Source organism: Exiguobacterium sp. LL15 (assembly GCF_024436095.1).
Lineage (GTDB): Bacteria > Bacillota > Bacilli > Exiguobacteriales > Exiguobacteriaceae > Exiguobacterium_A > Exiguobacterium_A indicum.
Genome location: NZ_JANFNX010000001.1, coordinates 1,604,290 through 1,622,235, shown reverse-complemented (window position 1 = coordinate 1,622,235; position 17,946 = coordinate 1,604,290). Strand labels below are relative to the sequence as shown.

Genomic DNA, 17,946 nt, shown 5'->3' with positions numbered 1-17,946 from the left:
CACATGCAGACATCCGTTTTTATTTGGCTAGATATGTGCGTTGTGAGAGCAGAAACCGTTTAATGCGTTCATAGATGGTTGCTTGCTCGACTGTTAATTGGTTCGTCACGTGCGACATGTAGAGTCGTGACGTAACGGTAAACACATCGTCCGTAATGAAGGGCAGCCCCATCTCGCGACAGACGGAGACAGGAACGAAGCTGAAATACCGTTGCTGACGTAAGGCGAGTTGCAGCGAGACGTCATCAATATAGTGCGTGGTATCGGCATAAATGTTCAGTTCCGCCATCTTCAATTGGATGAAGCGGTTGTAATCCTTATTGTGAGAGGGAAACAAAAAGGCAGTCTCCGTTGCGTCCGCATAGAGCGCCGTAATCGCTTCTTTCTCTGAATAGGAAGCAGGATAGGTGATGACAATCTCCTCTTCCACGATCGGTTCGCTCGTAATGAGCGGATGCTTGAGTTCCATGAAGCTGATCGAGAAATGGAATTCTTGATGGAGCAGGCCACTTAAAATGTCGCGATTCGAGAGGATGTCCGAGTTGAACAAAGGCGCAGTCTGCGGCAAGAGAAATTCCCGTAGGATTAATTGGATGAAGCGACCGTGCGAACTGGCAAGACTGAGTGGTGTTTCGGTAGAGGCATCATTTCGCGCCATGCGTTCCTGGACCCGTGTCAGCTCGTGTTCGATTTTTTCGACTGATTGCAACAGAAGTCGTCCATTGTCGGTCAAGCTGATCGTTCTGCCTTTTCGATGAAACAACGTCGTGTTCAATTCACGTTCTAGTTTTTTGATCGTCGCACTGAGGGCGGGTTGGCTGATGAATAATCGTTCGGCAGCACGCGTCACGTTCAATTCCTCCGCGACGTGACGAAAATAATTCAAATGTAAGAGTTCCATGATATCCTCCTAACATAACCTATAGGTTATTAAAATATATAAATATATATATTTCTGTTTATGATGAAACCAGTATATCGTAAATACCAGAGGTGATAGATATGAAAATCGGAATTTACGGAGCAGGATCACTAGGAACCATCATGGGAGCTTATTTGAGTCAACAGTATGCGGGTGTCGATCTGATCGATACGAATCGCGCACATATCGAAGCGCTAAACACAACAGGCGCGCATGTCATTGGACCAGATTTGACGCAAGCCGTCCATGCGATGCATCCGGATGACATCACGGAGATGTACGATATCGTATTGTTGCTGACGAAACAGGTCTACAATGAACCGGTTCTGGCGAAAGTCCGGACGATCTTGAAGGAAGACGGTATTCTCGTCTCCTTGCAGAACGGTGTACCAGAAGAATTCATTCAACAACAGATTCCGCGCGAACGTATCATCGCGGGATCCGTCGAGTTCGGAGCGACGTACGTCGGACCAGGTGAGTCACGTCTGACATCGGATTACGAGCACTTCAAGACATATGCGATGCAAATCGGTGAACTGGACGGTAAGAAGACGGACCGGATCATTCACTTGAAGGAAATCCTTGATCACATCGGTGGGACGGAAATCTCTGATAATCTACCGGGAACGAAATGGTCAAAACTCGTCATCAATAGTACGTTCAGTGGGTTATCCGCTGCGTGTAACGGTACGTATGGCGACGTTCTCGATCATCCGGTCTTGCTACGGGCAGCGATCCATACGATGCAGGAAGTCGTTGAAGTCGGTCACGCCCACGGCATCACATTCGCGCCGATGAGTACGTTTGAGCCGGCAGCCTACGCAACACTAGACGATATCGATGAAAAACTGATCACCGTGCCACAATTGATGCACGGGTCGCGTGACTTAGAAGCGAGCATGTTGCAGGACATACAAAAAGGGCAACCGACCGAAATTCGTTTCATTAATGGGATCGTCACGATGTACGGCAACACGTACGATATCAAAACGCCGTTCAACTCACTCATTCAAGAAATCGTCGAAGAAGCGCAAGCAGCGAAGACGGTTCCAGATTTTGAAACAAGTGTCGCACGCTTTGCCGCATTGTTAAACGCATAAAGGAGGGATTCAGATGAGACAGAAAGATGTAAAAAATATCGTCGCGACACCGATCAATGCACCGGTCTTTCCGGCAGTCGATATCTTCTTTCGGAATCGGGAATACTTGAACATCATCTATGAGACGGACATCGAAGCGTTACAAGCAGTCGTTCCGGAACCGCTCGAGGTGCTGAGTAATCAGATCAAGTTTGAGATCATCAATATGCCGGATAGCACAGGTCTTGGGAGTTATCTCGAGTGCGGGCAAGTCATTCCGGTTCGGTATCAAGGAGAGGTCGGTGAGTTTTACCTCTCGATGTATGTCAACAATCAGCCGGCGATCGCCTCTGGTCGTGAAGTGGCTGCGTTTCCGAAGAAGTATGGTTCACCCCGGCTTTATCTCGACAATGATGTACTCGTTGGAACGCTTGACTACCATTCACTCCGTGTCGCCCAAGCGACGATGGGATACAAGTATGTTCCGATGGCGGTCGAAGAGGCACAATCGATTGTCGGTGCGCCGCAGTTCATGCTCAAACAGCATCGCGGTTATCAAGGCGAGTTGATCATCTCCGAACTGACGCGGAGTCAAATCACGGATCTTGAGATTAAAGAAGCATACCGTGGACCGGCGCGACTTCAGTTATTCGAACATGTCATGGCACCACTCGCTGACTTCCCTGTTCGGAAGATCGTCGATGCCCAGCATATCATCGCTGATCTTCGACTTGGTGGACCTGCGAAACTGTATGATTATTTAACGGATTAACGACTCTCTAACATTAACGACCTCCAAAATGGATGGTCGTTTTGTTTTACCCCAAAAACTGGCATACTGAATTGAGAGGGGGAAACGACCATGCGACAAGTCATTGTGTTACCGTATCAATCAGAATGGGCGAGTGAATACTCACGAGAAGCGGATCAGTTACGAGAGGTTTTCGGAGCACGTCTTAAGCAGATCCATCATATGGGAAGTACATCAGTTCCGGGACTCGCTGCAAAACCGATCATCGATATCTTACCCGTCGTCGATACACTCGAGGGAATTGAGCAGTTCGACGGACGGATGGAAGCGCTCGGTTACGAAGCGAAGGGTGAATTCGGGATGCTGGGGCGTCGGTACTATCGAAAAGGTGGAGACGAACGGACGCATCACATCCATCTCTATGCGGCAGGAAATCCAGAAATCATGCGTCATCTCGTCTTTCGGGATTACTTACGTACCCATCCAGAAGAAGCCGCTGCTTACGGAGCATTAAAGGAACAATTAGCAACGACATATCCGCTTGATATCGAAGCCTATATCGCCGGCAAGGATGCGTTCGTCAAGGAACTCGAACACCGCGCAATCGCTTGGAAGAATGCGCATGACTGACTGGGAACATGCCCTCATTCGCCATGTCGGTGTTGGTGTAAAGACGTCGAAAGCATTATTTGAGAAAATCGAGGTGCAGGATTGGGACGCGCGACCAATCCCCGGGAAACGGACCGTCGGTGAAGTCGCTGTCCATCTCGCTGTGTTACTTGAAGCCGATTTGATGCTAGCAGAAGGGGCGACGGCTGAAGCAATGCAGGCGTTTTATACGGAACCGGTCCCGCGCGATCAGTTAAATGAACGAATCAATCGTGCGTTTTCTATCTATCATCATCGATCCCAGTTATTTGATTACTTGAACATCCTTGGGTACGAGCTAGAGATCTCGTTATTTGAATGAATGGAAGTAGGGGTAGTGTATGGAATATATCGTTGAAACATCAGCCGGTCGCTTTGATACCCGGCTGACAGGAAGTGGGGACGTCACATTCGTCCTCGACCACGGGATGATGTCGAACCGACACCAGTGGGGCTGGTTACGAACTGAATTATTGAAACGGGGGCGGGTCTTTGAATATTCGCGTCTCGGGTATGGTCGGTCGAGTCGTGGCAAAAACAAACGACTCTTTACGCATCAAGCGGATGAGCTCGCGGACGTCTTACGGATGCTTCGTGTCGAAGGACCGTACATCTTCATCGGGCACTCGCTCGGAGCCTATATCTCGCTCGCGAGTGGACGATTGTTTGCAGACGAGACACGCGGCATCGTCTTGCTCGATCCCTCGCATCCCGATGTCGACGAGGCATTACCGAACTGGTACGAACGAACACAAGAGGAGTGGAATCGATTCCTCTATTTCCTTAGTCACGTCCGACCGATCGCCTGTATGATTCCTGATCGTCTCGGCAAAAAGATGTTCAGTGTCTTACCGGAAGCCGATCAATTACCGATGTGGCGGCATTTTGCGGCACCTGGACATTGGCGGGGGACGCTCGACGAATGGCAAACGGTCGAGGAGAACAATCAGCTGATTCTTTCGTTGCTTGAAGACGTGACACAGCCGGTCCTCGTCCTGTCCGCTTCGAACTGGGCGGGTGGTATGCCAGAAAGTTGGTTAAATCCAGCATTGACCGAACAAATCAATGCGGCTCACGCTGCGTTCGCCGATAGTTTACCGAACGGGATGTATCATGTGATTGCGGATACAAATCATTACACGATTGCCGGGTTTTCGCACGAGGCAGCGGAGCGGATCACGGATTTGATTGGTACAACATGGGATTTACCGATTCATAGTCAGTAGTAAGGTTACGCTTTTTCGTTTCGCTCGAATCGTTTTCCTGGGACAAGCATCGCACCGCTTCACTTCGTTGCAGGGTCGCTTCTGCTTGTATTTCCCTAGAAAGCGATTCCGAGCTAAAAAACGTTTTTTTCTTGTGCTTCGGAATATCTGACGGAGCTGACTCTAAAGCCAGTATCTACAAAAAATGACGCGTCACACGCCACTCCTACAGGAAAAAGCGCATTATGCGCTGTCAGAGACAAACAAGACCCGCTTTCCTGCTTGAAGGAAGCAGGAAAACTGGCTTGTGTCTCGCCTGAGGAAAGGGCGTGAGAAGATGCGTCATTTTTTTGGAGTCAGACCGGTCTACTCCTTGAGTCGATGCTTATCGGCTTTTTTTTAGGGAACAAAATAAATCGAAATCATTACGATTGACGTCAGGTAAAAAGTCGGTTACTCTATAAAACGTAATGATTACGTTTTAGGAGATGAATGATGATGCAACCGATATCGATCACCGTTTTATCTGGATATCTTGGATCCGGTAAAACGACACTATTGAACCATTTACTACATAATCGCGAAGGGCGCCGCCTCGCGATCATCGTCAACGACATGAGTGAGGTCAACATTGACGCGGCATTGATTGAGCAAGGCGGGTTCTCGCGGACGGAAGAGTCGTTCGTCACACTTTCGAACGGGTGCATTTGCTGCACGTTACGTGACGATTTATTACTTGAAGTCAAACGCCTCGTCGACCAAGGCGATATTGACGGTATCGTCATCGAGTCGAGTGGTATCTCGGAACCGATTCCGGTCGCACAGACTTTTACGTACGAAGATCCGGACAGTGCCATCGACTTATCACAAGTCACGAAAATCAACGCGATGGTCACGGTCATCGATGGATATCGTTTTCTGAAGGACTTCGAGTCTGGTGAATCGTTGATTGAGCGGAAACAGGCAGTCGATGAAACAGACGTGCGCGAAGTCGTCGATCTACTCGTCGATCAAGTCGAGTTCGCGGACATCATCGTCTTGAATAAAGTCGATCGCCTGACACCGGAAGAGCGCCATACCGTCATCGGTTATCTAAAGGCATTAAATCCAGTTGCCCGTTTGATCGAGACGACGTATGGTCAAGTCGATCCGGCAGACATCTTAGATGTTGATCTATTTGATTTTGAACAAGCGGCAGCGAGTGCTGGTTGGATCCGTGAGTTGAATGCGGAAGAACATATTCCGGAAACGGAAGAGTATGGGATCAGCTCGTTCGTCTACAAGCGCGACGTGCCGTTCCACCCGGAGCGTTTGCTTGCCTTGATCGAAGACTGGCCGCAAGAAGTCGTCCGGGCGAAGGGATTCTTATTCCTTGCGACACGTCCCGAGATGGCATTGCTGTTCCATCAGGCAGGATATGCGTCGAACATGGAATACGCTGGTCGTTTTGCATCAGATGAGGATCGACGGACCGAACTCGTCTTGATCGGCATCGGACTAGAACAAGAGAAGCTCGAAGCGCTATTCGATGCGTGTCTCGTCCAAGCAGACGAAACGGACTGGGCGTCATTGAATGATCCAATTCCTGGTCGCGAGATGTACGAAGAAACATTTTTATAAGAGGTCAATCTTTCGAGAAACCGTATCTGCGGTTTCTCTTTTTTGTTATATTTTCATAGTGAATGGGGAAAGAATACTAGTGAAGGTATGTTAATTGAAGGAGGAAAATCTGTGCGCAACCGGATTTTACAATTCGCACTCGTATTTTTAGTCGCCGGTGGCATCATTTGGGGACTATATCAACTCGGCTATTTATTTTATGTCTTAACGATTTCAGCGACGGTCGTGCCGCTCGCCGTCATCATGATCATTTTCATCGAAAACCGGACAGCAGAATCAACGATCGCTTGGTTCCTCGTTCTGATTTTCTTACCAATTCTCGGAGTCATCATCTGGTTGATGTTCGGTCGGAATCCACGGCGTCGCCGTCGGAATCGTCGTTCGCATGACGAACGGAAATTGCTCAAGCAAGCGATTCGTCCAGTTCGGTCGCTTGCTGTCAGTGAGTTGCCACCGAATCACTTGAAGCTTGCGAACACGATTCGTAACTTCGGTGGCGGCGGGGTGGACGTTCATACAGCAAGTGAAATCCTGACGAACGGGGAAGAGACGTTCCCAGCGATTTTGGACGCGATTCGTCAAGCGCAGCATCATGTCCACATCCAGTACTACATTTATCGGAACGATGAGACAGGCAAGGCAATCCGTGAAGCGTTGATGGAACGACTCGAAGCCGGAGTAACGGTGCGGTTCATGTATGACGGACTCGGAAGCTATATGCTCGGTGAGAACTTCCTGCGCCCGCTACGCGACGCTGGAGCGCATATCGCAGCCTATGATCCAATCTCGAGTCCCTTGTTCATCTTCACGGCAAACTTCCGCAATCACCGAAAAATCGTCGTCGTTGATGGAAAAGTTGGCTTCACCGGCGGATTGAACGTAGGGGATGAGTACGACGGCAAGAGTAAGAAGTTCGGGTTTTGGCGTGATACGCATTTGCGGCTCGAAGGACGTGCCGTCAAAGAATTACAAGCGACGTTCCTCGACGACTGGATCTATGCCCAAATCGAATCGGATGACACATGGGAGACGTTTGCGGGGGGTGAGTCAATCCACCAGTACTTCCCGAAACATGATGTGGCGTCAGACGGGGCGATTCAAATCGTCACGAGCGGACCGACCTCAAAGGACCCCGCGATTCGCAATGCGTTGATTGCCGCGATCATCGCAGCGCAACGTTCGATCTGGATTGCGACACCGTACTTGATTCCGGACAATGAGACGATGACGCTACTCCGACTCGCGGCACGTGCCGGACTCGACGTCCGCATCCTGACGCCGGGGAAAGGCGACAGTTTTACGTCTTATTACGGGACCCGGTCCTACTTCGGACCACTTCTGAAGGACGGCGTCAAGATTTACACGTACAACCGTCACTTCATCCATGCCAAACTGTTTCTCGTCGACGGGAAAATCGGTGCCGTCGGGACGGCAAACATGGACATTCGCAGTTTTGTCCTCAATTATGAACTAATGGCGTTCCTGTATGACACAGAAAGTACGGAACAGCTCGAGCGTGACTTCATCGCTGATTTCGATGTCTCGATTCAGTTATCATCGAACGATTACGTCAAACGTCCGCTCCGCTTCCGCATTTTTGAGTCGCTCTCGCGCTTGATTTCACCCTTATTATGACGCAACGTTCCGCATCGATTTTCAGGTGCGGGACGTTTTTTTGGTTCATTCTTCCTTGAAGTGGGAACATGAACTCTTATACACTAGATGTGTAATCGGTTGCACACTACTTAGCCTGGAAGGAAGTGAAAGGGGCGTAAGTCCCGAACCCGTATGCGAACAATTGATGAATCCCATTTCTACACGCGCGACATGAAACCACAAGCACGACCAGACGCCATCATCCAAGGAGATGTCTACCGTTTCACGGTCTTGACGAGTCGCATGATTCGACTCGAGTACGCGGCGGATGGACAGTTCGAGGATCGACCGACCCAAACGGTCTTCAATCGTGATTTCCCGGTACCTGCTTACCGCATCGTCGAAAACGAGGAAGAATTGCAAATCATCACCGAGCACGTCCATCTGCATTATACGAAGGGACCGTTCGCTGCGAACACACTCTATATCGATGTCTTAGGGAACTTCAGTACCTACTACAGCCGCTATACGTTCGGCGGACCGCTCCGGACGTTAAAAGGAACGGCACGGACGCTTGATCATGCGGACGGCGTCATCCCACTCGAAGAAGGGATTCTTTCACGACAAGGTTACGCGGCGATCGACGACTCGAACGCCTTCGTCCTGACGGAAGACCACTTCGTCGAACCGCGACGCTCCGGTACGCATGACATCTATTACTTCGGATACGGTCACGACTACAAACAGGCACTGCGTGACTTCTACCACCTGACAGGACCGACGCCGATGTTACCACGTCAGGTACTCGGCAACTGGTGGAGTCGCTACTGGCGTTATAGTGAGAAGGAATACAAGGATTTGATGACGCGCTTCAAGACAGAAGACATTCCGTTCTCGGTCAGTGTCATCGATATGGACTGGCACGTCACCGATATCCCGGAACGGTACGGGAGCGGCTGGACGGGCTATACGTGGAACCGTGATCTATTCCCGGATCCACGCGGATTCTTACAATGGTTGAAGGATGACGACCGGATGGTAACGCTCAACTTGCACCCGGCGGACGGTGTGCGTGGGTTTGAAGAAGCCTACGAGGCGATGGCGGTCGCGATGGGCGTCGATCCCGAATCGGATGTCCGGATCCCATTTGATTTCTCGGACCGGACGTTCATCGAGAACTACTTCACGAAGCTTCATCACCCGCACGAGGCAGATGGCGTCGACTTCTGGTGGATCGACTGGCAGCAGGGCGCGAACTCGAAGATGAAAGGGCTTGATCCGCTCTGGATGCTCAATCATTATCACGCGCTCGATATCGCTCGCGATGGCAATCGACCGTTGATCTTCTCACGTTACGCGGGACCCGGAAGTCACCGCTATCCGGTTGGTTTCTCAGGCGATACGATCATCTCGTGGGCATCACTCCAATTCCAGCCGTACTTCACGGCGACAGCGTCGAACATCGGTTATGGATGGTGGAGCCATGATATCGGGGGACACCAACGGGGAGAGAAAGATGACGAGTTATCGACACGTTGGCTCCAATACGGTGTCTTCAGTCCGATCATGCGCCTGCACAGTACGATGAGCATCTTCAACGGGAAAGAACCGTGGCGTTATTCGACCGATGCGGCGAACGTCATGAAGAAATATTTACGACTTCGGCACCAGCTCGTGCCGTACATCTACACGATGAATGCCCGTAATCACTTTGACGGCTTGCCACTCGTCTCACCGATGTATTATGAGCATCCGGAAGACGATCAAGCATACAACGTTCCGAATCAGTTCTACTTCGGAACGGAATTGATCGTCGCGCCGATGGTCACACCAATGCACCGGAAGCTGCACATGACGGCGACGACAGCGTGGTTGCCGGAAGGGGAATGGTTCGATTTCTTCAATGGGCACCGATACCGCGGCGGCAAGCAGATCCGTCTGTTCCGTTATCTCGAAGACCAAGGCGTACTCGCAAAAGCCGGTGCGATCGTTCCACTCGGTCGTCATCTCGAACAGTCGAATGCCCTGCATAATCCGGACGATCTCGAAGTCGTCGTCTTCCCGGGAACATCGAACCGGTTTACGTTGTTCGAAGACGATAGCACAGGTGTCGCGCACCGCGACGGTGTCAACGTTGAGACGACGTTTGCGCTCGACTGGGAAGCACGTGAGTTGACGATCGCGGCACCAACCGGACACCGTGACTTGCTACCCGAAAACCGCTCGATTACGTTGATCTTACGTGGAGTCCGTGAAGGATACGTTCAGCGCGACGGAGAGAGTGTCACCGGCGTCTATGATCATGCGACGCAGTCCCTTCGCGTTGAACTGGGTGAAGTGACCGATACGATCACGTTGTCGCTCCAAGTCGAGATCTCGACGAACGAGAATAAGATGGACCGGTTGTATGCGTTCCTCGACCAAGCGGAAATCAGCTATGATTTGAAGGATCGTTTGTACCGTCTGCTGTCACAAAAGCTCGACCCGGTCAACATGATGCACCAGTTGCAAGCACTCGAACTCGAGAAGGATCTCGTCGACTGTCTGCTTGAGTTGATGTTGTCTTAAACGATTGTATAGGCATGCGAAAAAGCCAGTATTCGTCATACGTATGGACGAGGAATACTGGCTTTATGGTTTAGGTCATAACTCTTCGTCTATCTCTTCATCCATCCAAGATAGCAAGTCTTCTGCATCGAGATCGTCACCTTTACTGAGGATCAAGGTCGTGACGTCATCTCGTTTCTGTTCTAACAACTCCGGGTTGTTCGTCAAGACTTCCATGAGGTAATACGCATAAGAGTCGAGGAGATCAGGCTGGTTGTTTCGTTCGATCAGTGTCATGAACGCTTCGATGAGTTCTTCCTGTTCTTCATCGAGAATCATCCAGTGGGAGTAGGCAAGAAGTTTTTCGTTTTCGTCATCTCCACGGAGAATGTCCTTGATTTCAGGTAACGTCAGAAATACGACATCCGGCATGACGACTTCCGGAACATCGGTACTCAGCTTCGTTAACCACTCGTCATATGTCGCCGCGACGAAATGTGTTTCTGCGACAGAAATATCGAGGCACCAGACAGTCGGCTCAGCAGCTTCCGTGAAGTGGAAGTACCAAAAATAGCTACCTTCTCCTTCCGCGAACATCATGACGTTTCCTTCGACATCCCATTCCCGGAGGACCGACAATTCGTCCACATACCGTTCGAATGTCAATGACGTCATGGAGCGGAGTGGGAGGTGCAACCCGCTTTCTTCGTCCGACCATGTATTCTTGAACTCGACCATCACGGCCATTGCTTCTGGGGCACCACCGTTTTGTTCCCGAATTTGTTCGAGGTAACGGACGGGGAGTGAACCGTTGACGGCTTGCTCGATTCGTTTAATGTCTGTTTCTTTGACTGAAATCATCGTTTCTTCCTGTAATTCTTCATCCCAAAATGGCATCGTATGACCTTCCTTGCTATGTAATATGTAGACCTTGATTATACGCGAAGCTGATGGAAAATGTTTCAAAAAAGACCCTATCCGTTATGGAAGGGTCTGTTGTGTCATTTACGACGCAATTTTTTCGCTTTTTGTTTCATGTCGTTGTACGTGATCATCGGGCTATCGTCCATCGTCAAGCGCAGATGGTTCGGTTCACCTTTGTTCGTGATGCCGGAGCAGTACAAGATGTCGGCATATTCATTGAATAGATCCTCGTAAGCCGGTAAATGGTGCATCAGTCGACCAGGCGATCCCCAGCCACAGAGGACGACGCCATTTTTCGCTTTGACTTCAGCAAGTGTCTTTGCGACGAACTCATAGTTCGTCTCATCGAAGCTCGCTTGCGCGAACGGCAGATCCTCGCTGACGAGCAGGTCCGGCATCAAACTGATGATGTCATATTGTTTGACGGGGTCACTGACATACTTCTTCATCAAATTGTACGCACGTTGTGTCGTCGTTCCAGAGAGAAAGGCATCCGTCGTCCGTGGTGTGTAGATTAAAGCGGCGACGTGCGTCCCTTCTGCGATGTCGTCAAAGATGTAGCTTCGTAAATAGCGTTTCGTCTTGTCTCGATCAAACGTCGTCTGGACGCGGATCGACGATTCCTCAATCAAGAGTTCGGAAGAATCGGCTGGTGTCATGGGTGGTGCCTCCTTTTAATTGGTCAAACGTGAGCTGATGCGAAGGAAGAATGCGAGTGTTTTCTTCTTGAGGTCGAGGTCGTTCGCATCGATCGCCTCGACATGTTGCTGGTAACGATCATATTGGGCGAGCACGTCAGAAACATATTGTTCACTGCGATTGTATTCAAACAGTGCTGTCGCGAGCGTGTCTCGGTCTGATGTCTTCGTAACATCGTGTTGGTTCAGGTATTTCGCTGCCGTGTGGGCGCTGTCGACGAGACTCGTCGGATCGGCTTTCCCGTCGCCGTCCGCGTCCACTCCGAGACCACCATATTTCTCGATGGCTTCCGGATCCGTCACGTCGATGCCGTCATGCTCGATGTCACCGAGCGACGTGCCACCTTCGTATCCCCAACCGACCCATGTTTTCGGCATGAATTGGAACGGACCGATGGCGCCAACGGACGATTGCATCGCTGACGAGTTTGAGAAGATTGTCTCGACGCGATGGATGGAGGCGAGTAGCTTCCAGTCGATGCCGTAACGTGCCGCGGCTTGTTCGTAGATGTCGATGTTCTCGGCAGGTACGCCATGCTGTCCATAATACGTACGATACATTTCATTTTGAACACGTTCCCGATTTTGCCAGTAGATGAAACTACTGACGATGAGGGCGAACAGTACGAACAAGATGCTGATTCGAAAAACTTTTCGCATATTGTTCTCTCCTCTGTATAGGATTCCACTGAATGGTATCATATTTTAGTAGGGTCTAATAGCACTTTCTGTGACGGGAGTGTGGAATCAAAAAAGGAGTCGAAGTCATGTATCTCTTCGTAAATGGATTTTTACTCGGATTGCTCGTCGTCCTTTCAATCATCGCAGCGGTCCGACCGGTCGACTTGACGATCGTCCCACGCAAGGAATTCTACCCCTCGATGGTCCAGTCGAGCGGTATCTTATGTCTGTTGCTCGTCGGTGGAACGCTGGTCAGCGGTACGCTGTTACCGGAAATCGGCTTGACGTTTTTTGTCCCAAGTGGACCAATCTGGTACGCGACGATCGGACTGATCGTCTTTCTCTGTATCGTCTTGCTTTTGACAGCGACCGTTCCAGCGTTTCGCAAACGTTTGTTGCCGCTCTATCAAAGTGAGGCGGAACGACTGATTCTGCCGCGAACAAAAGAGGAGCGAACCGGGTTCCAAATGGTCGCGCTGATGGCAGGAGTGACGGAAGAGTTGATCTATCGCGGGTTTCTCTTTCATACGCTCGGATTATTTTTACCGTTTTCAGACGTTAGCTTTGTCTGGATCGGGGCCATCTTGTTCGGGGTCGCCCATCGTTATCAAGGGTGGTTCGCGATTCTCGTGACGGGGCTGATCGGGGCGGGGTTCGGCTACTTGTATCTAGCGCTCGAGACACTCTGGCCGCTGATCATCATCCATGTCTTGATTGATCTCGTTGCCGTCTACGTCTACAAGGACGATGTTAATTCCTGACATCGTCAAAAAGCGTTGAGTTTGATAGACTGAATGTCAAGCGAAGTTATCGTTTAAATTGGTCAAGTTGACGGTTGCAGAATAGGTCAAATGACAGGTAGAATGAGAAGGTAAACGCTTACACATCAAAAGGAGATGGATGAAACCATGCGAACGATCACTTCCACTGGCGAGCGAAAGAAGACGAGTTGGGCATTGAATATCGGCAATCAGCCACATTTGATGATGGATGGTGTGACAGAACAAACGCTTGATGCCGAGCAGCGTGTTGTCTATGACGAATTTTTAATTCCGACGACGGACACTTTGATTCATCGGTTCAAAGCCCGCTTCCCGAACCATCTCTGCGAGAACGGGTATGATGTGTATGGCGCTGCCGCTTTTGACGAACAGGTCGTCGAACTGATCTCGAATTGGTTTATCGAGCTGGTCACCGTCTTAACAGCGATGCAGCGGACGAAAGGCATTCAGCATGTCCAGATTGAAGGCGGTGTCGCAAAACGGACCGACTTCTTACCGACCGTGCGTCGGACATGCCGGGCACTGGAGTCGACGATTGATATTTATTGAAGTACCAGTCACGTGTTCAGAGGGGGCGTCCATCAGGGCGTCCTCTCTTTTTTGTTCATCTCGAATCGTTTTCCTAGAAAGCGTTTTTGAGTGAACAAAACGTCTCTTCTTTCATAAATTAAATAGCAAAAACGAAATCGAAATACTCGCAGAGTCGGACATGATTGTCCGGCTCTTTTTCATTTTCTGGATGATAGCAGGAAAAAACAGGTTGACGCTAGACTGTATGGCATGTACCATACAGTTAACAGATGTACTATTGTCTTAATACAATGGTCGTAATCAAGGAGGGAAGTCTAGTGCTTGAAGTGAAAGGGCTACAAAAGCGATACGGACGAAAAAAGCACGTCTTACGTGACGTGACGTTCTCTGTCGGTCTAAACGAAGTGACATGTCTGATCGGCTTGAACGGGGAAGGGAAGTCAACGATCCTAAAAGCAATTCTCGGTTTGATTCCGGTGGATGCCGGGACGGTGACGGTCGACGGTAAAACGTCGCGTGACAAAATCGCATTCGTGCCTGATCTTCAGACGATGCCGAGCTACATGACGATCGGACAAGCGCTCACGTATATGGCGGATCATTATCCGGATTGGAATCAAGAGACAGCGGAACGGTTACTAGAGACGTTCCAGCTGTTTACGACGGATAAAATGGCGAACTTATCAAAAGGGAACAAGGCGAAGTTCAATCTCGTCTTAGGATTCGCGCTTGATCGACCGTACATAGTACTCGACGAACCGCTCGCGGGAATCGATCTCTTCATGAAGGAACAGATTGCCTGGATTTTCTCAAGTGAGTTCATGGAAGGACGAAGCATCCTGATGACGACACACGAAATCGCTGAGGTCGAGCAGGTGATTGACCGAGTATTATTCTTACGGGACGGAAAGATCGTTGAAGTCAAAGAGACGGATGAGCTGCGCGGCCGTCATCATCAATCGGTCCAGGACCGGATGCGGGAGGTTTATCAAGGATGAAACGTTGGTTGTTATTAACGAATGAAGAACTGAAACGAAGTACGAAATTACTGGTTTTGTTGATTTCAGGATTGATTGTCGCAGAAATTGCGTCACTGCTCTATCAGATTTACGATTATCAGCACTCGGTTGAGGCAACGATGCGGATCGAACAGATATCAGAACTCGACGCCATCGAGCAGGGTGGTGGTCCGCTGTTATTTGCGCAAGCAACGAATTTTTACGATTCGATCATTGTATTAGCGATGGGGATGATTGTCCTGTTCGCGTTCTGGATTTGGTACCGCGACTGGATGGGCGAGACGAAGTACATCTACCGGCTACTATTGCTTCCTGGATCACGCCGGGCGATTGTTGCATCGAAGATGACGACACTCTTACTTGTCGTCGCTAGTCTGATCGGCATCCAGTGGGTCTTGTTGTTGCTTAGTCGCACTCTCTACTTATGGTTATTACCAGATGCTCAACAAGTCACAGCTAGCATCAACGAATACTCCTTCTACATGAAGTTGTTCTACACAATGTATCCGAGTGATATTTTATTCATCTTACTGATGACATTCATCGTCATCTCGTTCGTTTTCATGACAGTTTTACTTGAGCGATCGTTCCGAAAGAGCAAAGCGTTCTTCCTCGTCGGATTAACCGGGATTGCGCTGATTGCCGGGTGGATCGTGATAGGTGTGACGTTGTCAGCTATTTCGAACGATTTGAGTCAACTGCACATGCAATTTTATCTCGGGTACGTCGTGCTCTTGACGTTATATGTGTCGTACAAAAATCTGCGGTTAGTCCAGACGCGCCTATCCGTCTAAAGGAGAACTTTCATGAAACGATATCGTCAACTTTTGATCTATGGATTGATCATTCTCATGACAATCGGAAGCTACATCGGTTATACACTATCGATCCAAGGGGCGGACTTGTCGCTTGAGACCGTCAGTGGAAAGTCTTCGCAAATCGAAAATTTTAATTTACGTCTTCAGACGAAAGGGATGCGCTCGACGATTTATGATGTCAACGCAAAGGGTGACATCGAAAAACAGTCAAACTCTTACGTCGGACAACTATTCCGTGAAGATAAAATGACGGATTTACCAGACAAATATTATGCATTCACGACAAAAATGGAAACAAATGTAAGTGGAGATGAACAATCGGAGTATGCGATTCAGATTAAACACAATAAATTACGATTTAAGATGTTTACGTTCAAGACGGAGGAGATGTTTGAGAAAACATTTCAGTATGATACAAAACTTGAGACAGGGATTGACTTACAAGCCAGTGTCATCGATAAGCAGGCGATGAAAGTTTACATCCAACTTGATCGGATCGATCAGCCCACGAAAACGAAACTTCTTGTGCTCGATTTAACAGGCGACCGAGTCGAAGAAATCGTTCTTCAAAAACCAGTAGCGCCTAAAAACGCGCGTCAATTTTTAGCAATTCATCAAAATGAGATCGTCTACACGGAACAACCATTTGATGGCGACGAAGAGAACACGAAACATTCTTATTTCCTTGATGATGGGAAAAGCGTTCGGTCCATCAAGGAGTTAGATCAGCAACAAATCGGTTATACGCCTTATGCAAATGGTCGTTACCTGATTGGACTCCGTCTGCCAGAAGGAGAGACGAAACGCATCGAATGGTCGACGTTCGACTTGGAAACAAAACGATTATCCGAGCATAGTGTAAGTAGTCCGCTTGTTTTGAAAAAGACTGATTGGTTAGATTCGACGGACCAAATGCAGCTTTATCTCTCATCCGAGACGAACGCTGGCTTCCAAGTGTCCGTGATTGATTTGAAGCATGAGCAATTGATATATCAGGGAAAAATCAAGGATGCGAATCGCAAAAAAGGAACGAATATCTACGATTTTTCAGTTCAATGATCAACGAATACAAAAACGCTTCACACCGGAAAAGTTGTCCGGTGCGAAGCGTTATTTTTTCGTTTTGACTAGGAATCGATACGTGTTAAGGCGAAAGCATTAAGACGTGAAGTTTTTCTCTGCCGCTTTACAGGCACGCAATAAGGCATCCTTGAAGAAGCGATCTTCTTGCGAAGCGAGTTGTTGTGTCGCTTCTTCGTCACCACGCAGGGAGCGGGCGAGCATCTGGATGACCTTGACCCAGCGCCGGACGTGATCGAGTTGCGGGCGACCCATCGCGACGTATACCGTGAACCAATCGTTCTGATCGCGACGGATCATGCGTTGGAACAGTGATTTTGCAAGGTCGACTTCTTCGGTCGTCGGGAGCTCGTTCGTCTCGAAATAGCGACGTAATGCGGCGACGGCAGTCGCATACGCTGCCTTGACGTCTTCTGACGGCTGGTGTTTACCGTAATCGGATGTCGACAAATGAAGTAAGGCAGGTTTCTTTTCGACACCCGTGATCCAGGCGGAAATCGTCTTGTTGCCCTTATAGGCTTGACGGTTCGCGACCGGAAGCTTCGACGTGACGTTACCGACTTTTCCGATTAAGGTCACTTTGTTGTTGCGGTCCTGGATTTCGGTCACTTTCATCTCGACTGTATCCCCCATTTCATGAGGAATGGCTTTCGGCTGGAGCTTTTCTCCTGCCGAGAGCGGCGAACGTTTGCGGATCATCCGCAGTGCCTCTTGTTCAATCCGGTCGTCAAGCGACCACAGATGTTCCGGTGGGACGTTGCGGAACCGGCGACGTCGGACCTTGATGTACTGGTCAAGCGCGTCAGCAGCTTGCTCCCGCGTCGATTCACCACGTGCGACGGGGCCGATGATGTCTCGAAGCGTAATGGATTCGAGACGTTCCATGATGCCTTCGAACGGGATGAGTTCCATTACGTAGAGACTACAGACGACGAGTTCGCATTCGCGAGGAGTGAGTGGGCGTTTGGCCATAAATTGACTTCCTTTCAGCTGGTTGATGTTTCTAGTATACCAAAAAAAAGCCATCGTCACGTAATCCCGTGAC

Annotated in this window: 18 protein-coding genes; 13 read left to right on the top strand and 5 right to left on the bottom strand. The window is 49.5% G+C overall.

Annotation, left to right across the window (positions count from 1 at the left end; all coding sequences use genetic code 11):
- Positions 1-19 precede the first annotated feature (19 nt).
- Complete coding sequence (locus tag NOM72_RS08540) at positions 20-901, bottom strand: LysR family transcriptional regulator (protein WP_047395991.1); 882 nt, start codon at positions 899-901, stop codon at positions 20-22.
- Between the two features lie 101 nt (positions 902-1,002).
- Here NOM72_RS08540 and NOM72_RS08535 point away from each other — a divergent pair, with 101 nt between their 5' ends.
- From NOM72_RS08535 to NOM72_RS08500, 8 genes are all read left to right on the top strand, one after another.
- Positions 1,003-2,022 (top strand): ketopantoate reductase family protein, encoded by a 1,020-nt coding sequence (locus NOM72_RS08535; RefSeq protein ID WP_255998810.1) that lies wholly within the window; start codon positions 1,003-1,005, stop codon positions 2,020-2,022.
- Between the two features lie 13 nt (positions 2,023-2,035).
- Positions 2,036-2,773 carry an acetoacetate decarboxylase gene (locus NOM72_RS08530; RefSeq protein ID WP_255998808.1) on the top strand — a complete coding sequence of 246 codons (738 nt, stop codon included), beginning with the start codon at positions 2,036-2,038 and terminating at the stop codon, positions 2,771-2,773.
- A gap of 90 nt (positions 2,774-2,863) precedes the next feature.
- Positions 2,864-3,382 carry a GrpB family protein gene (locus NOM72_RS08525; protein ID WP_255998807.1) on the top strand — a complete coding sequence of 173 codons (519 nt, stop codon included), beginning with the start codon at positions 2,864-2,866 and terminating at the stop codon, positions 3,380-3,382.
- Positions 3,375-3,722, top strand: coding sequence for a DinB family protein (locus NOM72_RS08520; protein ID WP_255998805.1), 348 nt, complete (start codon positions 3,375-3,377; stop codon positions 3,720-3,722). Before NOM72_RS08525 ends, NOM72_RS08520 begins: the two co-directional genes overlap by 8 nt.
- Positions 3,723-3,741: 19 nt before the next feature.
- Positions 3,742-4,626 carry an alpha/beta fold hydrolase gene (locus NOM72_RS08515; protein WP_255998802.1) on the top strand — a complete coding sequence of 295 codons (885 nt, stop codon included), beginning with the start codon at positions 3,742-3,744 and terminating at the stop codon, positions 4,624-4,626.
- 477 nt (positions 4,627-5,103) lie between these two features.
- Positions 5,104-6,225: a GTP-binding protein gene (locus tag NOM72_RS08510; protein WP_255999191.1), complete on the top strand. Its 1,122-nt coding sequence runs from the start codon at positions 5,104-5,106 to the stop codon at positions 6,223-6,225.
- Between the two features lie 111 nt (positions 6,226-6,336).
- Positions 6,337-7,860, top strand: coding sequence for a cardiolipin synthase (locus NOM72_RS08505; protein ID WP_023467907.1), 1,524 nt, complete (start codon positions 6,337-6,339; stop codon positions 7,858-7,860).
- A gap of 153 nt (positions 7,861-8,013) precedes the next feature.
- The gene (locus NOM72_RS08500) at positions 8,014-10,389 is read left to right on the top strand and encodes a glycoside hydrolase family 31 protein (RefSeq protein ID WP_255998798.1); all 2,376 of its coding nucleotides are present in this window, start codon (positions 8,014-8,016) and stop codon (positions 10,387-10,389) included.
- A 75-nt stretch (positions 10,390-10,464) separates the two neighbouring features.
- Here NOM72_RS08500 and NOM72_RS08495 read toward each other — a convergent pair whose 3' ends face one another.
- From NOM72_RS08495 to NOM72_RS08485, 3 genes are all read right to left on the bottom strand, one after another.
- Positions 10,465-11,265: an SMI1/KNR4 family protein gene (locus tag NOM72_RS08495; protein ID WP_255998796.1), complete on the bottom strand. Its 801-nt coding sequence runs from the start codon at positions 11,263-11,265 to the stop codon at positions 10,465-10,467.
- 104 nt (positions 11,266-11,369) lie between these two features.
- Entirely contained in the window at positions 11,370-11,951 is a 582-nt protein-coding gene (locus tag NOM72_RS08490) for a DUF1643 domain-containing protein (RefSeq protein WP_035397944.1), read from the bottom strand.
- Positions 11,952-11,966: 15 nt separating this feature from the next.
- A complete protein-coding gene (locus NOM72_RS08485; RefSeq protein WP_023467911.1) occupies positions 11,967-12,650 on the bottom strand; it encodes a lytic transglycosylase domain-containing protein in 684 nt (227 codons plus the stop codon).
- 107 nt (positions 12,651-12,757) lie between these two features.
- Between NOM72_RS08485 and NOM72_RS08480 the strand changes: the two genes are divergently transcribed.
- From NOM72_RS08480 to NOM72_RS08460, 5 genes are all read left to right on the top strand, one after another.
- Positions 12,758-13,432, top strand: a complete 675-nt coding sequence (locus NOM72_RS08480; protein WP_023467912.1) for a CPBP family intramembrane glutamic endopeptidase — start codon at positions 12,758-12,760, stop codon at positions 13,430-13,432.
- Between the two features lie 147 nt (positions 13,433-13,579).
- Positions 13,580-14,002 carry a hypothetical protein gene (locus tag NOM72_RS08475; RefSeq protein WP_023467913.1) on the top strand — a complete coding sequence of 141 codons (423 nt, stop codon included), beginning with the start codon at positions 13,580-13,582 and terminating at the stop codon, positions 14,000-14,002.
- A gap of 299 nt (positions 14,003-14,301) precedes the next feature.
- Positions 14,302-14,982 carry an ABC transporter ATP-binding protein gene (locus tag NOM72_RS08470; protein ID WP_255998792.1) on the top strand — a complete coding sequence of 227 codons (681 nt, stop codon included), beginning with the start codon at positions 14,302-14,304 and terminating at the stop codon, positions 14,980-14,982.
- On the top strand, positions 14,979-15,797 hold the full coding sequence (locus NOM72_RS08465; protein WP_023467915.1) for a hypothetical protein: 819 nt from the start codon (positions 14,979-14,981) through the stop codon (positions 15,795-15,797). Before NOM72_RS08470 ends, NOM72_RS08465 begins: the two co-directional genes overlap by 4 nt.
- A gap of 12 nt (positions 15,798-15,809) precedes the next feature.
- The gene (locus NOM72_RS08460; RefSeq protein WP_255998789.1) at positions 15,810-16,880 is read left to right on the top strand and encodes a hypothetical protein; all 1,071 of its coding nucleotides are present in this window, start codon (positions 15,810-15,812) and stop codon (positions 16,878-16,880) included.
- Between the two features lie 99 nt (positions 16,881-16,979).
- Here NOM72_RS08460 and NOM72_RS08455 read toward each other — a convergent pair whose 3' ends face one another.
- A complete protein-coding gene (locus NOM72_RS08455) occupies positions 16,980-17,873 on the bottom strand; it encodes a hypothetical protein (RefSeq protein WP_255998787.1) in 894 nt (297 codons plus the stop codon).
- Between the last annotated feature and the right edge of the window lie 73 nt (positions 17,874-17,946).

Coding starts and splice junctions, on each gene's coding strand:
- NOM72_RS08490 (WP_035397944.1), bottom strand. CDS start 11,951: ATGACACCAGCCGATTCTTCCGAACTCTTGATTGAGGAATCGTCGATC.
- NOM72_RS08480 (WP_023467912.1), top strand. CDS start 12,758: ATGTATCTCTTCGTAAATGGATTTTTACTCGGATTGCTCGTCGTCCTT.
- NOM72_RS08525 (WP_255998807.1), top strand. CDS start 2,864: ATGCGACAAGTCATTGTGTTACCGTATCAATCAGAATGGGCGAGTGAA.
- NOM72_RS08530 (WP_255998808.1), top strand. CDS start 2,036: ATGAGACAGAAAGATGTAAAAAATATCGTCGCGACACCGATCAATGCA.
- NOM72_RS08455 (WP_255998787.1), bottom strand. CDS start 17,873: ATGGCCAAACGCCCACTCACTCCTCGCGAATGCGAACTCGTCGTCTGT.
- NOM72_RS08515 (WP_255998802.1), top strand. CDS start 3,742: ATGGAATATATCGTTGAAACATCAGCCGGTCGCTTTGATACCCGGCTG.
- NOM72_RS08460 (WP_255998789.1), top strand. CDS start 15,810: ATGAAACGATATCGTCAACTTTTGATCTATGGATTGATCATTCTCATG.
- NOM72_RS08520 (WP_255998805.1), top strand. CDS start 3,375: ATGACTGACTGGGAACATGCCCTCATTCGCCATGTCGGTGTTGGTGTA.
- NOM72_RS08535 (WP_255998810.1), top strand. CDS start 1,003: ATGAAAATCGGAATTTACGGAGCAGGATCACTAGGAACCATCATGGGA.
- NOM72_RS08500 (WP_255998798.1), top strand. CDS start 8,014: ATGCGAACAATTGATGAATCCCATTTCTACACGCGCGACATGAAACCA.
- NOM72_RS08495 (WP_255998796.1), bottom strand. CDS start 11,265: ATGCCATTTTGGGATGAAGAATTACAGGAAGAAACGATGATTTCAGTC.
- NOM72_RS08485 (WP_023467911.1), bottom strand. CDS start 12,650: ATGCGAAAAGTTTTTCGAATCAGCATCTTGTTCGTACTGTTCGCCCTC.
- NOM72_RS08475 (WP_023467913.1), top strand. CDS start 13,580: ATGCGAACGATCACTTCCACTGGCGAGCGAAAGAAGACGAGTTGGGCA.
- NOM72_RS08465 (WP_023467915.1), top strand. CDS start 14,979: ATGAAACGTTGGTTGTTATTAACGAATGAAGAACTGAAACGAAGTACG.
- NOM72_RS08540 (WP_047395991.1), bottom strand. CDS start 901: ATGGAACTCTTACATTTGAATTATTTTCGTCACGTCGCGGAGGAATTG.
- NOM72_RS08510 (WP_255999191.1), top strand. CDS start 5,104: ATGCAACCGATATCGATCACCGTTTTATCTGGATATCTTGGATCCGGT.